We start from the raw sequence: 17192 nt of genomic DNA on the forward strand, positions 1-17192 counted from the left end.
TGTTGTCGCATTTTTATATTCTGATAATTCCTCCAAAGGCAACAATAGTTTCAACAAAGAAAAAGTGCTGTTTAGCGCTATCCGATGTGCTTTGTGTGGTGCGAATATCAGGCATATTGATGTATCCTCCCTTTAAATTTCCTTCAATTGTGAAATATTTAAATAGAACAAAATTGATTCCCGCTTTCAATGAAGTTCCAAACCCAGATACATGAAAAGCATCATGTCTGGCTTGTCCCATAAGGGTCGTATTTGTTTTTGGATACAAAAGACCTAGTCCAATTCCTTCATTGATGTTTATCTGAAATTTGTCCGTATTTTTAATTCCAAATAAATTTGAGATATCATCTTGCCTAGCAAACTCCGAGTATACATAATTCAAACCATCTGTATGTTCAAACATCAAAAAATCCTCGGTCATTACAGTTGGACTGTTGCTATAAATACCATTAAATTGTGAACTGAGTTGAGAGGCAGGATAATTAATTTCTCCTGAAAGATTTGCTGTTTGGTTTTGAGTCATTACATATTTCATGTGATCTACACCTATAGAAATACTATATTTATCCGTAATAAAATAACCCAATTTGAAATTGGTTTGAGGTATTGTCATTTGCCCAGGTGTAATATAATCAATATGCCATCCTTTTGGTTTGTCATGAGCAACAGCATCCTCAACCGTGAATAAATAATTATCTCCTTTGAAAGTAATATCCGATTTGGTATATTTTTCTCTATTACCACCCCAAGAAACCGTAAATTTTCCTTTGTTGTGAGCAGTATATCTTTCTGGCATTTTGATATCATCTTGCGCAAAGGCACTAATTGATAAAAAAAGAACAAAAAAAGCAGAATGTAAAATATTTGTTTTCAATGTATTTATTTTAAAATTGATTTATGGTTTTTCTAATGGCTACTAATTTGGTCATTAATGGTTCAAAATAATCCAAGTGCAGCATATTGGCACCATCACTTTTAGCATTTGCTGGGTCAAAATGAGTTTCTATAAAAATTCCATCTACACCAACTGCTATTCCCGCTTTGGCAACAGTTTCTATCATATCTGGTCTTCCTCCGGTTACACCAGCAGTTTGGTTTGGTTGTTGTAAGGAATGCGTAACATCAAGAACAGTTGTTGCATATTGTTGCATTGTTGGAATACCACGGTAATCTACAATCATGTCTTGGTAACCAAACATAGTGCCACGATCCGTAACCATTACATTTTGGTTGTTACAGTCCAAAACTTTTTGAACAGCATGTTTCATGCTTTCCGGACTCATAAATTGTCCTTTTTTTAAGTTAACCACTTTTCCAGTATTGGCAGCAGCTACCACTAAATCAGTTTGACGAACTAGGAATGCAGGAATTTGTAACACATCCACATAAGCTGCAGCCATAGCCGCATCTTCATTGGTATGGATATCAGTCACTGTGGGTACTCCAAAAGTTTTAGATACTTTTTCTAATATTTTAAGTGCTTTTTCATCTCCGATACCAGAGAAACTGTCTATTCTAGAGCGATTTGCTTTCTTAAAGGATCCTTTGAATACAAAAGGAATTTGTAGTTTATCTGTGATGCCAACTAGCTTTTCGGCAATTCGCATTGCCATTTCTTCACCTTCAATAGCACACGGACCAGCTAGTAAAAAAAAGTTACCGCTCTCAGTATGTTTGATTTGTGGAATATTTTGTATGTTCATCTTTTGTTTTTTTTTGAAAGTGCAAAGGTAGTCTGATTTTGTAATTTCCAAATTAGATTTTACAATTATTTTTTTGAATGATTAACAGCTACAATAAGGAGCTATTTCCTGCCATTCGTTGCAACCTTTTTTATCCTACACTTTTTTTCTAAGAATCTATAGGAGCTTCCTTTGGTCGCTCTATATATTCAAGAAAAAATAGTGTTTAATAAAAAAGGGTTTTCACTTCTGTCAGGGCTAGGGCTGTACGTTTTTTAATTAATTTTCTTCAAACTAAGACCTACGGGTACCATTAGTTGGCCTCTTTCATAGATGTTCAAATACAATAAGATGGGTTTTTTCAAACCTTCCCATTTCAATTCATATACATCCAAAAAACCGGCACCCATATCACTTGATTTGGTTGGGAACGGACAACAGTTTTCTAATTTGGTGTATGTTATTTTTTCGCCTTTTGGCCCAGCTAAAGCATTCAGGAAATATTTTTGATTAATAGTATCATTACTGGTGCCTCTATAATAAATATTGATAGGATAATCTTTATCATAACCGTATTTTTTGTCTTTACTGTATTCCGTAATTATGAAGGCATTATTTTTTCCTACAACGGGTATTGGTGCATTGTTATCAACGTTTTTTAAAGAAGATTTTATACTCCCACATGAAATTATTAAAAGCAGTAACGGTATAAAAAAAGCTGTTTTTCTCATTTTGAAAGTTTAAGATTTGAAAGTGATGTGATATGTAGAACAAATATAAAAATAACTTTACTTTATTATCATTGTTCGATCGAAATCATTGTGGTTTTTTACCAAAAAGCTAAAGGTTTTAGGAAATATCCAAAATCATTTTATATTTGTAGCCTAAACAAATTTATATGAGTATTATTTTTCAAACATGGCCTTGGTATGTTTCGGGTTTTTTAATTGGAGCGGTGATGCTTTTTCTGATTTATTTTGGAAAAAATTTCGGCATGTCAACGAATCTTCAATCGCTGTGTTCGATGACGGGATTAGGAAAACGTTTTGAGTATTTTGACTTTGATTGGAAAGCCAATCGATGGAATTTTTTGGTGGTATTGGGAGCCATGGCAGGTGGTTTTGTAGCGGTGCATTTTATGAGTGACCCTTCAAATGTTGCTATTAATCCCAAAACGATAATGCAACTTGCGCAAATGGGAATCGAAGCTCCTAATGGAAAATTAATGCCCAGTACAATTTTTGGAGATCAAATTTGGCATTCGCCCAAAAGTATTCTTATTCTACTTATAGGAGGGATTTTGATTGGTTTTGGTACTCGTTATGCAGGAGGATGTACTTCTGGACACGCAATTTCTGGTTTAAGTAATTTGCAATTACCTTCTTTGAAAGCAGTTATCGGTTTCTTTATTGGAGGACTGATTATGGCTCATTTTTTATTACCTCTAATTTTTTAATCTATGAATGTATTAAAATATTTTCTAGTTGGGTTCCTTTTCGGAATCGTTCTTACCAAATCTGAAGCGGTTTCTTGGTACCGTATTTATGAAATGTTTCAGTTTCAATCGTTTCATATGTATGGAATTATTGGTGTTGCAGTAGCAACAGGAATCATTGGAATTCAAATTATAAAAAGAAAAAAAATCAATGATATTAATGGTTTTCCTATTGAAATTCAAGAAAAAGAAAAAGGTTTTCTTCGGTATTTGATAGGAGGAATTTCTTTTGGATTGGGTTGGGCTTTAGTTGGTTCTTGTCCTGGACCCATTTTTATTTTGATAGGAGCAGGGTTTATGCCTGTAGTTATTGTATTAATTGGTGCGCTTATCGGGACGGTTATTTATGGTGTCTTGAAAAGTAAATTGCCTCATTAATCAGCAAATAATTTCTATAAAAAAAGGGTTCTACCACGAATTGTGTGGGTAAAATTTTTTGCCACGAATTACACGAAATATCACAAATTCTATCAACTTAAAATTTGAATTACATGAATTTTAAGGTTCCACTTAGATTTGTGAAATTAAAACGCACTATTCTTCGTGTACATTAGTGTAATTCGTGGCTAACTTTTTTTTAAAAATAATTACAAAACCCACTCAATTCGTGGTAGTACCAAAAAAAGCATTTTCTAAATCGGAAAATGCTTTTTTTTGGATGAATATGTTGTATTGCGTGAGGGATAGAAATAAGCTACCGAAGTAGCATGGAGAGCCCGACAGCATTACGGTAAGAGGCCGAATAAGCGGTGTCTAAAGTAGGCCTCTTTCTGTAATGGTGGCACGCCCTAAATGTTATTATTGTTCAATTTTAAAATCCCTTTCACAATTAAGTATTGCGCCAGACAATAGGTTGCCATAATGTAAAATGAAGCGTGTGCTATTGGTGCATAAAATTTGTTGAAAGCCAAAATACTATCCGAACTTACAAATACTATTGCCCCTATTAAAATGTAATTGTTTGCAGGAATCGCCCATTTTAAATTGCCTTTGAATGCAAAGAAGAGCATAGTGGTAATCACAATGGCATAAACTAAAACTGGGATTTTTAGTGGGCCTAGTTTAGGAAATAAAGTGTTAATCATGAACACAAAATAGGTTAATATGGCTAGAACACCAATCCAAAATATGATTTTATTATCAATGGTTCTCGTGTTTTGTTGTTTGCTGAAAAGGATAATATACACCAAGTGAGATAGTAGGAAAGCCACTAAACCAAAGATGAAATAGAGTTCTCCTTTGTCGGCAAATAATAAAATGATATCGCCTATCCAAGAAAAAGTTAAAGCGGTCAATAAGAATTTCTTTGTGGGGAAACTGCTAGAAACTGCGACTGTTGCCATTAATATAGGAAGTAATAAAGGTTTCATATACCAATCGAATCCTTCTAAATCGAAATATAGAATAATTAAATACAGTAGTGTGAAAATAATATAGGTTTTGAGTAGGTTTTGGTTTTTCATTTTTGGGTTATAATTTTTTTATAGAATTTCATATCGCTAGATCTTTTTGGTGTTATCGACAATTGAAATTATGGCGATTTAATTAAATTTTATGCTATTGATGTGTTTTAGTTTCTTTCAAAATTGGTGTTTACAAAATAAATTGTCACTAATAAAGATAAAATGAGATAACCAATAATAATATAAGAGGCAAAGGGGAATACTAAGTTCAGATGGAACCAATCGCCTAAGTAAGCAATTATACCTATTCCAAATAGAAATCGTATTGCCTCCCAGAAGAGCGAAGTTTTTCGGGTATCCATCAATTCGGTGTAACTATAAACTGTTAAGAATATAAAAGCTCCATAAACAAATACGTTTGGTAACCCAATGATAGCTATTGAGTTATACATATAGGTAATGAACAATAAAGTGATTATGGCTTGAAATATAGACCAATACATTAATTGGTTTGAATGTTGTGTTCCGTACTTTTCAAAGGCATATACATCCGTGATTTTGTTAACGGGATATTTCTCTTCAAAATCTTTTGGTCTCCATCCAGTCGGTTTAAACCAAATAGTGAGTTTGTCATTCCATTTATCTGTACGCCAAGCATCGGTGATCATTAACCAAAGATGTTGAAAATTAATTCGTATGGGGTTCCAGGTTAGTGCTGGTCTTGTTATTCCAAAAACTGGTGGAACACTTTCTAATTCTTCTTGAAAAGTGCCAAAAAGTTTGTCCCAAATTATAAATATTTGAGAGTGATTTTTGTCCATATAAATTGGGTTTATGGCATGATGAACCCTATGATGAGAAGGCGTTACCAATATATTTTCTAGAAATCCCATTTTTTTGATATGTTTGGTGTGGTACCAAAACTGTAAAAATAAATGGATGGGAAGTGTTATGGCAATCACTTTTGGTGGCACACCTAAAAGCGCTGCAGGAATCAATAAAAAAGTGAATAGATTGACAAAACTTGAAACGGGTTGTCGTAAAGCACAAGCTAAATTAAATTCTTCGCTGCTGTGGTGAATTGCATGTTTGTTCCATAAAAAATTGATTTGATGAGACAAACGATGGCTCCAATATCCATAAAAATCAATTACAATAAATCCGATTATATATGCCCAAACATTCGCTTCCAAATGAATAATGGCAAGTTTAGTTTCAATCCAATCATAAGTAATTAAGGTAATGCTTAAGCCTAAAACATCTTTTACGGAATTAATCATTCCAGAGCTAATGCTTGAAACTGAATCCATATTGGGAGAAGTATCTTCTCCTTTATAAAAACCATACATTTTTTCAATTACTATTAGTATCAAAAAAACAGGCATCACAAAAACTAAAATTTTACCGTATTCTTCCATTTTAAGGGTATTTTTTTTCAAATATAGAATAAATGTCGGTAATTATGTTTTATTGGTATTAAATTATGAAATATTTTGTGTATTTATTATTAGTTGTTTTTTGGTTGTCAGAATACTTCTAAAACAGATGGTCGTATTTTTGTATTCTTTATTGAAGTTTTTAAAGCATAAAAAAACCTATTCGAGGTTGTACTTACTCAAATAGGTTTACGGAAAACACATTTTTGGAAATGGTATTGTAACTTAGATTAATTCGGCATTCAAACCTGCTTCTAATAATCTAGTGCATTGAATTTTTAATTTATCAAATTCACCTGTTTTAACGGTGCATTTTCCATTGTAATGGATGATCAATGAGCATTGCTCTGCCTGAATTGGAGTATGATCGCAAACTCTGATTAAGGTGTCAATAACATGATCAAAAGTGTTTACATCATCATTGTATACTATAATTTCATTGTTTATAGTATTAACTTCCTTTTCTTTAACTCTTTCTTTTACTTTCTCTATGGTACTCATGCTTTTAGGTTTTTGTACTTTATTGATTTTAAAAAACTAACACTAATTTACGTATTTTAATGATACCCAGTTGTTTCTGTTGAATTTTTTAACATATTTTAGTCCTTTTTCCGTGCACGAAGCATCTATAAATGGGATATCTTCTTCGTAAAAACCGCTAAATAAGATGGTTCCACCAGTATTTAAACTATCTACATAACTTTGCATATCATTTAATAAAATGTTTCTATTGATGTTAGCAATAATTAAATCGTATTTCTTACCTTTTAATAATGCTGCATCACCTTCATAAACAGTTATATGTTTGCAATTGTTGCGTTCGGCATTTTCAATAGAATTCAAATAACACCAATTGTCAATATCAATGGCATCGATAGGTTGTGCTCCTTTCATTTCGGCAAGAATAGCAAGAATAGCTGTTCCGCAACCCATATCTAAGGTTTTTAAACCGGTAACATCAATTTCTAATAAGTGTTGAATCATCATGTGAGTAGTTTCATGATGTCCAGTACCAAAACTCATTTTTGGTTCAATTACAATGTCAAATTCTGCATTTGTTTTTGGGTGAAATGGGGCACGTACATGACAGTTTCCTTCTACATCAATGGGTTCAAAATTCTTTTCCCATTCCTCATTCCAGTTCACTTGTTCGATTTCTTCAAAAGTATAGTTGATTTTGAATTCTTCGGAGTGTAATATCTGAATATCTTCTAATATAGATTCGTCCCAAAGATCTTTTTGTACAAATGCAGAGATACCTGTTTCCGTTTCAGTAAAACTTTCAAAGGCTTTTTCTCCCAATTCAGCTATTAATATTTCTGATCCAAGCTCTTTTGGTTCAATGTTAAAATGATATCCGATGTAAATGTTTGACATGTTTAATTTTTTTGCAAAGGTAACAATAGCATGTAATCCTTTTTTAAATTTTATATTTTTTTTGACGTTTTGTTTTTAACACTGAATTTTTTCTATTTTTTAACTTTTTAAAAAAAGTAGCAAAAGGAGTTTTTTGTCTAAATATAGATATCACTATTTTTTTTATTATATCATTTTATAAATTCAATGTGTTAATTAACCTATTGGAAATGAATAGCTAGTATTTTTTTGGGTATAAAAAATAGTTTTTTTTAAAATTTTTATTCTTTTTTTTATGCTGTAGTTATACCTTTTTCAAGGATATAAAAAATGATTTTTATCATGTTTTTGAAAATATAACTACCTGAATTATAGATAATTAATTGATAAAACTTGCTGTTTTTATTTTATAATATTTATATTTGTAAAGTTGTATAATTTTACATTGCTACAACTACATTTTAATATTCTAAATTAATAAATCTACCATGAAAAAAGTTTTAATTTATACCGTCGCAACACTGTTTTCTGTTTTTTTGGGGCAAGCGCAGGATATAAAACAAGCAAAAATTGCTATCGATGCCGAACAATATGAAAAAGCAAAAAATATTTTAGAAACCCTTACAACAGCCAAGCCAACAGATGGATATGCTAAATTTCTTTTGGGAAATGTTTGTTTGTTAAAAGGGGAATATAGCGAAGCCAAAAAACATTTTGATGTTGGGGTTGCCTGTTCTTCCAAAGGAAATTTTAATTACATCGGTTTGGGATATATTGCTCTTGATAAAGGAGATATTGCCGAAGCAGAGAAAAATTTTGCATCAGCAACTCAAAATATTGGTAAAAAAGATCTTGAGGAATCGGTCTTTATTGGTAAGGCTTATACGTATTCGGAGCATCCTAATTACAAAAAAGCAGTGGAGATTTTGAGTGCATCAAGACTTATTGATCCAGCAAATACAACTGTTTTATTAGCATTAGGTGATGCTTATAAATTTAATAAAAAACAAAATGATGCCTATGATTGTTATCGAGAAGCATTTCGATTAGATAATACTTTGCTTAGAGCCAAAATGGGATTGGGTACATTGATTAAAAATGCTCATAATTTTCCAGTGGCTGTAACTTCCTTTGATGAAGTGATAGCATTAAATCCTAACTATGGTCCTGTATATAGAGAACTTGCAGAAACCCAATATTTATGGGCTATGAATGATGCTAGAAAATACGATGAACACATTTCTAAAGGTATAGCCTTTTATGAAAAGTATATGAGCTTAACCGATTATTCATTGGAATCTCGTATGCGTCATGCCGATTTTTTAATCTTAGCCAAAGATTACAAAGCACTTGAAGTTGAAGCTAATGAAATGAGTAAGTTGGATAAAGTAAATCCTAGAATTTACCGTTATTTAGGATATTCAGCATATTACAACAACAATTTTGATACCACAATATCTTCATTGAATTCTTTTGTTTCAAATCCTGCCAATAGAACCATTGCAAGAGATTATTACTATTTAGGTGCAGCAAAATTGAGTAAAGCATTAGCAGCTACTCCAATTGATAACGTTGCAATAGATGATGCCATTTTAGATTTTAAAAAATCATTTGAAATGAGTAATGGAATTGCTGGAGAACTTCCGGAACTGGCTAAAAAAGTTTTTGATAAAAAATTATACGCACAAGCTGCCGCAATATATGAAATAGCAATAGGTAATCCAGAAACAAAATCCTATTTGATGGACAATTTCTATTTTGCTTCATCCGTATATTGGTCTTGTAATGGTATCGAAAATTTAAGTCCACAACAGATTGAGTTATTGAAAAAGGCTGATTTAGCTTTGGATGTGGTTATAGCGGCTTCACCATCAACTCAAGACGCTTATCTTTTTAAAGCTAGAATTCAAGTTTTGCTTAAAAACGATATTTTAGTAACTAAAAATTACGAAGATTTTGTTACTGCTGCCAATAAAAAAGAGGCAACTGAGTTGGCTACCAAAGGAATGAAATCAAAATTAATGGAAGCTTATAATAACTTAGGTGTTATTTATTCGGCTACTGATAAAGTAAAAGCAAAAGATAATTTTACTAAAACTCTAGCGATAGATCCAGCTAATCAATATGCTTTGGACCAATTGAAATTATTGAAATAAATTTTGATAAGAATTGATTATTAAAAAACCAATAGTATTTTTTACTATTGGTTTTTTTGTTTTATACGAGATTATAGTTTTTGAAATGCTTTGATAAGGTTGTGAATGGGTTTCAAAGAAATCTCTGTGCCACTTTCACCGTTTTCAGCATAATCAAATGGGTTATCAAGGTCTTTGATTAACAAAAACATATACGAAATTAAAAAGGTTACGAGCAAAGTAAAAAACAAAGCCACATAAAAAGGCTCGATTTTGATTATGATAAGGGACATAGCAATTAATGTTCCCATGGCTTCAAGTATCGCATAAGCAGAACCAATAAAATTAGTTTCTCTAATGGTGTCAATTCTCATGATCATTTTACGGATATTGTTTTGCTCGTTTTTTATTTTAATGAGATAACCTGGTTGAATTCCTTCATTGTCTAATTCGATAATAAAATCATTCATTTGGCTTATTTTTTCCAGAATGGACTCCGTGGTTTCTCTTTTGTAAAACCATTCCATCAAAGAAGTGGTAAATGTTTTTTGAAAGGATATGTACTGCAAAGCATTTTGAGATTTTTTGCCTTTGTAAATAGTATAGCAGTCATCGTAAATTGATCTTATGGAAGCCGAAAGTTCACTTGGCAGTTTTTCACTTTCCTTGTAATCAGAGAGGACTCCACTAATAAGAAAACCAATCAAGAAGATGGTTCCAGCAATTAAACTGGTGAAAAGGGCATTAAGTTCAAGAACTTCTAACTCAAAATGATGGGATAAAAATTTTAGTAATGCCACAAAAAGAATTACAGGGATAATACGGAATGCGATAGACCATTTTTGCCAAATTTTATTAGACTTTTTTTTAATTGTTTTAGGGATTTCCATTCTGTTTCTTGTGATTATTAAAATGATTTAAGGATCGCAAATTTCGTAGATTTATCTCGAAATTTCAAACATATTGTTTCCCATGTTTAGGAATTGATTTGAGATTTATAAAATGAAAAGCGAAAAATGATGATAAAAAAAACCTGTTCCATTTTAGAACAGGTTTAGTAATTTTAAAAATAGTAGGTCAACAACAAATATCTTGAAGTTCACTTATTTTATTTTAGATAGCTGTTACAATTGTAATGAAATCTTTTGCATTTAGAGCTGCACCACCAATAAGACCACCATCTACATCTGGTTTAGAGAAGATTTCTTTTGCATTGTCTGGTTTTACACTTCCTCCGTAAAGGATTGAAACATCTTCGGCTACATCGCTTCCGAATGCTTTGCGAACTGTTTCTCTAATAAATTCATGCATATCTTGTGCTTGTTCCGGGGAAGCAGTTTCTCCAGTTCCAATAGCCCAAACTGGCTCATAAGCCAATACCACTTTTTCCCAATCTTTTGCTTCAATGTGGAATAAACCATCTTTCAATTGATTCTCTACAATATTGAAATGATTACCAGATTGACGGTCTTTTAATTCTTCTCCAAAACAGAAAATAACAGTCATATCATGTTTCAAAGCTGTATTTACTTTGCTTGCAATGATTGCATCCGTTTCATGAAAAATAGCTCTGCGCTCTGAGTGACCTAAAATCACTGTATTTACGCCAACACTTTTAATCATATCTGCTGATATTTCGCCAGTAAAAGCACCACTTTCTGCTTGGTGTAAATTCTGCGCTGCAACTGCTATGTTTGAGTGAGTCAAATTATCTACTGCAGATGCCAAGTTTACAAAAGTTGGAGCCACAATTACTTGTGCTTTAGTTTCAGCAGGAATTTGAGTCAATAATTCATTTAATAATTCTTTAGTTTGTGCTGCATTTTTATGCATTTTCCAGTTTCCTGCAACAATCTTCTTTCTCATTTTTGTAGTATTTATATTTGTATAAAAGTTATGTTTTTAAAATTCAATAACCAATTTCAGATTAGATTGATATTGAAATTATTTGTTATTTCAATTGTTTTAGTGTAGCGCTAATTTGATCGAAGTCGGTTTCAATAGCGCGATAAAGTATGATTTTTCCAGTTTTGTCTATGATAATATATCTTGGAATCCAATCTAAATCAATGGCTTTTCCAAATACGCCTTTCATGCCATCGTTAGCCATAAAATGTACCCCATTGAGTTGGTGTTTTTCAATACCTTCTTTCCATTTATCCGCTGTTTTATCCATAGATATAAACACATAAGATACTTCAGGATTATTGGCTTGTAGTTCTTTTAGTTTTGGCATTGCTTTGACACAATCGCCACACCATGAAGCCCAAACCTCGATTACAGTTGTTTTGCCTTGTTGATTTTTTATAATATCTCCAAATTTAATCTGATTTCCATCTATAGTCAAGAGTGTTTCAGAAAGTGCATTTTTAGAGAATTCTGTTTTTTGAGCTTGTGAACATGAAAATGTTGCAAAAGCAATAAGTAATAAAGCTAAATTTTTCATTAAAAATAAGTTTTCACAAAGTTAGTTAAAGAAAAGCAAATAGATAAATAGATTTTTAGAATATTATTGTGAAAATTATCAAATTTTATTACAATATCGTTATAGTTAATAATATGTTTCAAAAATAACTACACACAATACTTTAGAATAAAAACCAATTCAGATTAATAAAAATTAAAAAGCCTTGCAATTATTAATATTGCAAGGCTTTTTATGTAATTGTTGAAAAAATTAGAAAATCAAATCTTCTGTATCGTTGTAATGTACTTTTTGTTTTACTGTCCCTTTTTCAAGTATCACAAAGCTTGGATTGGCTCTTTCAATCGTTTTTAAAGGAATAGCATCACAGAAATAGAAATCAAAATTGATGCCATATTGTTTTCTGATAGCTGCAATTTCATCCGGGGTAGATGCCGTCATTCCGATAACTTTATATCCTTTTGCGAAAGCTTTTTTGTTGATTTGTTCCATTTTGGCTAGTCCTTTTTCATTGGCTTCAGCCAAATTATAGGCAACAATCATCAATAATTTTGGTTCTTGTAAAAGTTCGTCTTTATAGTCGGATCCATCTTTTTCCATAACAAAGTCATGAATTGGAGGCACATAGCCTTCTGTTATAACTTTATCTTTACGGTCAACAAAAGTGGCTCCTTCAGGTATATTAGCTAAGTCTTTTTCAGTAAATTCTTTATCTACGCCATTTACTTTGTAGATAAAAATCATTTCCACAACTGATTTTGGTGCATCTTCTGGGATTTCCATTCCTTTTTGAATATTATTACCCACTTTGTATGCTCTAAAATCTTTTAGAGGCAAATGATTGACTACCCAATATCCCATAAAACAACAGAGAAATAAAGATGTTAATGCTAAGCTATTTTGGATTTTGTTACTAAATAATGGATGAATTAACTTCATGTTAATAAACAGGATCATTATAAAGAAAAACAAAACGATATCTTTTGTAAACGATTGCCAAGGTGTAAGGTGTAAAGCATCTCCAAAACAGCCACAATCTTTTACCACGTCAAAATAAGCAGAATAGAAGGTTAAGAACGAGAACATAATAATGATGAGCAATAACAACCAAATGGTCCATTTTGATTTAAAACCAATGAGTAACATGACGCCCAAAATTACCTCTAGAATTACTACAATTAATGCAATTGCTAATGAAAAAGGGATGAAAAAAGGCATGTTTAAAACAGGCTCACTAAAATATTCGGCTAGTTTATAGGAGAATCCTACTGGATCATTCAGTTTAATTAATCCGGAGATTATAAATAGAATTCCAACAAAGATTCTAGAGAATTGGGTGATAATATTTTTCATTTTTTAGGTTTTTAAGCAAAGATAAAAGGGGTTGCATTGATTTTATTAATAAGTTGTTACTTCTTGAAGTTCATTAGGATAAGTGCAAAAACGGAATAGTTAATCATGTCTTGATAATTGGCATCAATTCCTTCTGAAACTATCGTTTTTCCTTTATTGTCTTCAATTTGTTTGACACGAAGTAATTTTTGTAAAATTAAATCCGTTAATGAGCTTACCCGCATTTCGCGCCAAGCTTCTCCATAATCGTGATTTTTATTTTCCATTAATTGTTTGGTCAACGCTACTTTAGCATCATATAATTGAATTGCTTTTTCTGTATCCAAATCGGGTTGGTCGACTACTCCTAATTCCAATTGGATCAAAGCCATAATAGAATAATTGATGATACCAATGAATTCTCCAGTTTCATCTTCATCTATTTTTCGGATTTCGTTTTCCTGCAAACTTCTGATTCTTTGGGCTTTTATGAAAATTTGATCGGTTAAAGAGGGAAGTCTCAATATGCGCCAAGCGCTACCGTAATCTTTCATTTTGTTGATGAACAGTGAGCGGCAATAAGCGATCACGTTATCATATTCTTGCGAAGTAGTATTCATTATTGGTGTATATTTGTCTAAAATTGCATCAAAAATAAGAATAAAATTTAAAAGGTTTAAAGTTTAAAGTTTAAAGTTGTTTAGGCAATTGAGCTTTTGAACAACTTTAAACAAAATAAACTTTAAACAAAAAGTAAAATGAACTGTAAAGGACAACTCGTAGACTTGTCGACGCCAAAAGTAATGGGGATTTTGAATGTAACTCCCAATTCTTTTTTTGACGGAGGAAAATATACAAATGAAAAGGAACTTCTGGATCGAGCTGAAAAAATTTTGAGCGAAGGTGCTGATTTTATTGATGTTGGAGCCTATTCGAGTAAACCCAGTGCTGAGTTTGTTTCGGAAGAAGAAGAGATTTTGAGAATAGTTCCTGTTGTGAAATTAGTGCTAAAATATTTTCCGAATTGCATTTTGTCAATTGATACGTTTCGAGCAGAAGTTGCTCGTGTTTGCATCGAAAATGGTGCGGCTATCATCAATGATATTTCAGCAGGAAAGCTAGACGATAAAATGTTGGAAACCATCGCAAAATATAATGTTCCTTACATCATGATGCACATGAGAGGAACACCGCAAACAATGCAAACACATACTCAATATGAAGCTATAATTAAGGAAATGTTGTTTTATTTTTCGGAACGAATTGCTGCAGCTAGGGCTTTTGGAATTAATGATTTAATTATAGATCCTGGTTTTGGTTTTGCTAAAACATTAGACCAAAATTATGAAGTTTTACGAAAACTAGAATTGTTTGAAATGCTAGATTTACCTTTATTAGCAGGAGTTTCAAGGAAATCAATGATTTATAAAACGTTGAATTCGAATGCTGAAATGGCGTTGAATGGCACTACAGTTTTGAATACGATTGCTTTGACCAAAGGGGCAAAAATCCTTCGGGTTCACGATGTGAAAGAAGCGGTGGAGTGTGTTACTTTATTTAATAAACTAAATTAAAATGATAAAATATATTTTTGGATTTGTGCTGTTGCTTTTTATTTCTTGTGGAAATAAAGAAGATATTCTGTTGCCAAAAGCAGATCGATCGATTGTAAAAGAAGTAGTTGATCTTTCGCCTATTTATATTTTTTTTAGAGTAAAAGGAAAAGATACTTTGGCTGAAGTGAATAGAAAAAACAGCATTATTACCACCAATTGGATATTTAATATTGATAAGCGTTTGCCATTGCGTTTGGTCATTCCAGAAGTAATGAAATTGCAACAAAAAAAGCGCGAGGAAAAAGAGCATCGAAACGAATTGGCGCTCAATTATTATTCTTATGCAGATAGTATTGGTAAAAACTTAGCTTTTATTCCTTTTACAAATGTGTATTATAAGTTGAAGAAACCCATTGGAACTGTGATTTTTTTTAATAAAAAAAATGAAATTTTATTGGAGAATCAACTTATTACAAAAGAAAAATTACGAGAGTTAATAGATAATCTTCCAGAAAATATAGCGAATAATTTTCTGTTTAGATTTGATAAAAACTTAGATTTTGGGAGTTATATCCAAAGTAAAATATTTATTCAAACTTTAGAAAAAAAAATGAATAGCAATGAAGAGTTTATTTATTAAGTACTTTAATCTGAAAACTGAAACTGAATACTTTTCACATCTTAATAACTGAACACTGCGACTGCAAACTGAACACTTGTTACTGGTGGTGATACGGTTCGTTTCTCAAAATTGTAAAACCACGATACAATTGTTCTATAAAAAACAACCGCACCATTTGATGCGAAAAAGTCATTAAAGAAAGTGATATTTTTCCATTTGCCTTGGCATAAACAGTATCCGAGAAGCCGTAAGGACCGCCTATGACAAATACTAAAGTTTTTACACCTGAATTCATTTTTTTTTGCAATTCGGCAGAAAAGGCTACGCTCGAAAAAGTTTTTCCATTTTCGTCTAATAAAATAAGTTGATCAGTAGGTGTAATTTTAGACAGAATAAGCTCGCCTTCTTTCTCTTTTTGTTGACTTTCGGATAAGTTTTTTACGTTTTTGATGTCTGGAATAATCTCTAAATCAAATTTAATATAGAAAGACAAACGCTTAGTATAATCTTCAATTAAGGTTTGTAATGCTTTATTGTCGGTTTTACCGATGGCGATCAGTTTGATGTTCATTTTTACTAGTTTAAAAGGCGCAAAGTTACAAAAGGACTTTGTTTTTCATTATTTTAAATAAAATTTATGTTATGAGATTTAGAAAACATCATTTTATAAATTAAAAGAATCTTTATTTCTTGATAAATCATTTGGATATCATAATGTTTTGTCTATTTTTGTCAAAAATAATAGAATGTCTATGGATTTAGTGGGATTAATTGTTGCAGGATTAGTAGTTGGTTTTATTGTTGGGATGACAGGTGTAGGTGGTGGTTCTTTAATGACACCGATTTTATTATGGTTTGGGATACCGCCCTCAACAGCGGTTGGAACCGATTTGTTATATGCAGCTATTACAAAATCTGGAGGTGTATATGTACACAACAAGAAAAAAAATATTAACTGGACCATAACAGGTTGGCTAACATTGGGTAGCGTACCCGCTGCTTTGTTGACCTTGTGGATTCTTCATAATTTGAAAACAGACCTGGAGGTTCTGAATAAAGTTATAAAATATAGCTTGGGATGGGCATTATTATTTACATCGGTTGCTATTATTTTTAAAAAGAAGTTATTGGTGTTTTCGCAAAAACATGCAGGTGATAAATTTCATAGTGAGAGTAAAACTCAGAATTTATTAACCGTTGCTATAGGTGTAATGTTAGGGGCAACAGTAACGCTGACTTCAATTGGTGCAGGTGCCTTAGGAACAGTAACTTTATTTTTTCTATATCCTCTATTACCCACTCCAAAATTAGTGGGGACAGAAATTGCACATGCAGTACCTTTAACACTGGTTGCTGGCTTGGGACATGCATCAATGGGAAATTTGGATTTAAATATATTGGGACATTTATTACTAGGTTCATTGCCAGGAATATATTTAGGTAGTATGTTGAGCGGAAAACTGCCTGATTTATTGCTTAGAAATGCAATTGCTGTAATGCTGTTTTATGTTGGTTTTAAGTTGGTAGCCTAATATTTTTAAGGATTCATTGACTGCATAGTTAAGATTAGTTTCATTTTAGTATTTAAAATTTTACCGCGGATTCTCAGGTTTTTAAAAATCTGCGAATCTGCGGTTTTTTGTTTTGTCTAAAATACTAGGAAATTATCGAGCTTAATTTTTAGGAGAAGATATAATTTCTTGACCTATATTAATGATCTTAGAACCGCAAGAGGGATAGAAACTAGCTA

19 protein-coding genes are annotated in these 17192 nt (G+C 31.9%); 6 read left to right on the top strand and 13 right to left on the bottom strand.

Annotated elements, in window-relative coordinates:
* Positions 1 to 13: 13 nt before the first annotated feature.
* The 3 genes from OYT91_RS02765 to OYT91_RS02775 form a co-directional block, all read right to left on the bottom strand.
* Entirely contained in the window at positions 14 to 874 is an 861-nt protein-coding gene (locus OYT91_RS02765) for a hypothetical protein (protein ID WP_281239414.1), read from the bottom strand.
* Between the two features lie 10 nt (positions 875 to 884).
* On the bottom strand, positions 885 to 1703 hold the full coding sequence (gene kdsA / locus OYT91_RS02770; protein WP_281239415.1) for a 3-deoxy-8-phosphooctulonate synthase: 819 nt from the start codon (positions 1701 to 1703) through the stop codon (positions 885 to 887).
* Positions 1704 to 1957: 254 nt separating this feature from the next.
* Positions 1958 to 2413 carry a 2-dehydro-3-deoxyphosphooctonate aldolase gene (locus OYT91_RS02775; RefSeq protein WP_281239416.1) on the bottom strand — a complete coding sequence of 152 codons (456 nt, stop codon included), beginning with the start codon at positions 2411 to 2413 and terminating at the stop codon, positions 1958 to 1960.
* Between the two features lie 167 nt (positions 2414 to 2580).
* Here OYT91_RS02775 and OYT91_RS02780 point away from each other — a divergent pair, with 167 nt between their 5' ends.
* On the top strand, positions 2581 to 3138 hold the full coding sequence (locus OYT91_RS02780) for a YeeE/YedE family protein (RefSeq protein ID WP_281239417.1): 558 nt from the start codon (positions 2581 to 2583) through the stop codon (positions 3136 to 3138).
* Between the two features lie 3 nt (positions 3139 to 3141).
* A complete protein-coding gene (locus OYT91_RS02785; RefSeq protein WP_281239418.1) occupies positions 3142 to 3555 on the top strand; it encodes a DUF6691 family protein in 414 nt (137 codons plus the stop codon).
* A gap of 410 nt (positions 3556 to 3965) precedes the next feature.
* On the opposite strand, the gene OYT91_RS02790 is transcribed toward OYT91_RS02785, so the two are convergent.
* From OYT91_RS02790 to prmA, 4 genes are all read right to left on the bottom strand, one after another.
* Positions 3966 to 4640 carry a lysoplasmalogenase gene (locus OYT91_RS02790; RefSeq protein WP_281239419.1) on the bottom strand — a complete coding sequence of 225 codons (675 nt, stop codon included), beginning with the start codon at positions 4638 to 4640 and terminating at the stop codon, positions 3966 to 3968.
* A gap of 107 nt (positions 4641 to 4747) precedes the next feature.
* Positions 4748 to 5998, bottom strand: coding sequence for a sterol desaturase family protein (locus OYT91_RS02795; protein WP_281239420.1), 1251 nt, complete (start codon positions 5996 to 5998; stop codon positions 4748 to 4750).
* Between the two features lie 243 nt (positions 5999 to 6241).
* Positions 6242 to 6517, bottom strand: coding sequence for an ATP-dependent Clp protease adaptor ClpS (locus tag OYT91_RS02800; protein ID WP_269223132.1), 276 nt, complete (start codon positions 6515 to 6517; stop codon positions 6242 to 6244).
* Between the two features lie 42 nt (positions 6518 to 6559).
* The gene (gene prmA / locus OYT91_RS02805) at positions 6560 to 7393 is read right to left on the bottom strand and encodes a 50S ribosomal protein L11 methyltransferase (protein ID WP_281239421.1); all 834 of its coding nucleotides are present in this window, start codon (positions 7391 to 7393) and stop codon (positions 6560 to 6562) included.
* Between the two features lie 467 nt (positions 7394 to 7860).
* Here prmA and OYT91_RS02810 point away from each other — a divergent pair, with 467 nt between their 5' ends.
* Entirely contained in the window at positions 7861 to 9528 is a 1668-nt protein-coding gene (locus OYT91_RS02810) for a tetratricopeptide repeat protein (RefSeq protein WP_281239422.1), read from the top strand.
* A 71-nt stretch (positions 9529 to 9599) separates the two neighbouring features.
* On the opposite strand, the gene OYT91_RS02815 is transcribed toward OYT91_RS02810, so the two are convergent.
* The 5 genes from OYT91_RS02815 to OYT91_RS02835 form a co-directional block, all read right to left on the bottom strand.
* Complete coding sequence (locus OYT91_RS02815; RefSeq protein ID WP_281239423.1) at positions 9600 to 10397, bottom strand: hypothetical protein; 798 nt, start codon at positions 10395 to 10397, stop codon at positions 9600 to 9602.
* A 223-nt stretch (positions 10398 to 10620) separates the two neighbouring features.
* A complete protein-coding gene (tpiA, locus tag OYT91_RS02820; protein WP_269223128.1) occupies positions 10621 to 11373 on the bottom strand; it encodes a triose-phosphate isomerase in 753 nt (250 codons plus the stop codon).
* A gap of 85 nt (positions 11374 to 11458) precedes the next feature.
* Complete coding sequence (locus OYT91_RS02825) at positions 11459 to 11953, bottom strand: TlpA family protein disulfide reductase (RefSeq protein ID WP_281239424.1); 495 nt, start codon at positions 11951 to 11953, stop codon at positions 11459 to 11461.
* Positions 11954 to 12184: 231 nt separating this feature from the next.
* Positions 12185 to 13285 (bottom strand): BT_3928 family protein, encoded by a 1101-nt coding sequence (locus OYT91_RS02830; RefSeq protein WP_281239425.1) that lies wholly within the window; start codon positions 13283 to 13285, stop codon positions 12185 to 12187.
* A gap of 56 nt (positions 13286 to 13341) precedes the next feature.
* Positions 13342 to 13884: a DUF1599 domain-containing protein gene (locus OYT91_RS02835; protein WP_269223125.1), complete on the bottom strand. Its 543-nt coding sequence runs from the start codon at positions 13882 to 13884 to the stop codon at positions 13342 to 13344.
* Between the two features lie 138 nt (positions 13885 to 14022).
* Between OYT91_RS02835 and folP the strand changes: the two genes are divergently transcribed.
* Positions 14023 to 14838: a dihydropteroate synthase gene (folP, locus tag OYT91_RS02840; protein WP_281239426.1), complete on the top strand. Its 816-nt coding sequence runs from the start codon at positions 14023 to 14025 to the stop codon at positions 14836 to 14838.
* Position 14839: 1 nt separating this feature from the next.
* Positions 14840 to 15460 (top strand): hypothetical protein, encoded by a 621-nt coding sequence (locus tag OYT91_RS02845; RefSeq protein WP_281239427.1) that lies wholly within the window; start codon positions 14840 to 14842, stop codon positions 15458 to 15460.
* A 79-nt stretch (positions 15461 to 15539) separates the two neighbouring features.
* Here OYT91_RS02845 and rlmH read toward each other — a convergent pair whose 3' ends face one another.
* Positions 15540 to 16013 (bottom strand): 23S rRNA (pseudouridine(1915)-N(3))-methyltransferase RlmH, encoded by a 474-nt coding sequence (rlmH, locus tag OYT91_RS02850; RefSeq protein WP_281239428.1) that lies wholly within the window; start codon positions 16011 to 16013, stop codon positions 15540 to 15542.
* 175 nt (positions 16014 to 16188) lie between these two features.
* On the opposite strand from rlmH, the gene OYT91_RS02855 reads away from it, so the two are divergent.
* Complete coding sequence (locus OYT91_RS02855) at positions 16189 to 16974, top strand: sulfite exporter TauE/SafE family protein (protein ID WP_255557919.1); 786 nt, start codon at positions 16189 to 16191, stop codon at positions 16972 to 16974.
* Positions 16975 to 17192: the final 218 nt, after the last annotated feature.

Source organism: Flavobacterium praedii (assembly GCF_026810365.1).
Lineage (GTDB): Bacteria > Bacteroidota > Bacteroidia > Flavobacteriales > Flavobacteriaceae > Flavobacterium > Flavobacterium praedii.